We start from the raw sequence: 1,116 nt of genomic DNA, 5'->3' as shown, positions 1-1,116 counted from the left end.
CAGCTTCAAGCCGCGCTCGCCCAGGCGCTTCTCCAGCCCATGCAGCTGGATCTTGGCGATCTCGCGGATCTGGCTCTTCTCCAGCGGATGGAACACCACGATGTCGTCGAGGCGATTGATGAACTCCGGACGGAAGTGGGTCTGGACCACGCCCATCACCGCCGCCTTCATCTGCGTGTAGGCCTCCGGCGAGGAATCGCTGCTGAGCTCCTGGATCATCTGCGAGCCCAGGTTCGAGGTCATCACGATCACCGTGTTGCGGAAATCCACGGTGCGGCCCTGGCCGTCGGTCAGGCGGCCGTCGTCGAGCACCTGCAGCAGGATGTTGAACACGTCCGGGTGCGCCTTCTCGACTTCGTCGAGCAGGATCACGCTGTAGGGACGGCGCCGCACCGCTTCGGTCAGATAACCGCCCTCTTCATAGCCGACATAACCCGGAGGCGCGCCGACCAGGCGGCTGACCGCGTGCTTCTCCATGAACTCGCTCATGTCGATGCGGATCATCGCGTCGGACGAGTCGAACAGGAATTCGGCCAGCGCCTTGCACAGTTCGGTCTTGCCCACGCCGGTCGGGCCGAGGAACAGGAACGAACCGCTGGGACGGTTGGGATCGGACAGGCCGGCGCGCGAACGCCGCACCGCGTCGGACACCACCCGCACCGCCTCGTCCTGGCCGACCACGCGCGCGTGCAGCGCCTGCTCCATCTTCAGCAGCTTGTCGCGCTCGCCTTCGAGCATCTTCGCCACCGGAATGCCGGTCCAGCGCGCGACGACTTCGGCGATCTCCTCGGCGGTGACCTTGTCCTGCAGCAGCTTGAAGCCCTGGGTCTCGGCCTCCTGCGCGGCTTTGAGCTGCTTTTCCAGCTCGGGCATGCGGCCGTACTGGATCTCGCTCATGCGGGCGAAATCCTGGGTGCGTTGCGCGGCTTCCAGGTCGAGCTTGGCCTGCTCGATCTGCTCCTTGATCTTGGTCGCGCCCTGCAAGGTGGCCTTCTCGGCCTTCCACACTTCTTCCAGGTCGTTGAACTCGCGCTCGAGCGTGGCGATCTCGGCTTCCAGATCGGCCAGGCGCTGCTTGGATTCGGCGTCCTTCTCCTTCTTCAACGCCTCGCGCTG

General features: G+C 65.1%; 1 protein-coding gene. It reads right to left on the bottom strand.

Translation table 11 applies throughout. From position 1 onward, the window contains the following. Positions 1-1,104, bottom strand: a 1,104-nt coding sequence (locus AC07DW_RS34595) for an AAA family ATPase (RefSeq protein WP_478861546.1), incomplete at its 3' end; no start/stop codon positions are given. Positions 1,105-1,116: the final 12 nt, after the last annotated feature.

The organism is Streptomyces sp. NPDC045701, assembly GCF_056432045.1.
This window is presented reverse-complemented; position numbering and strand designations above follow the sequence as displayed.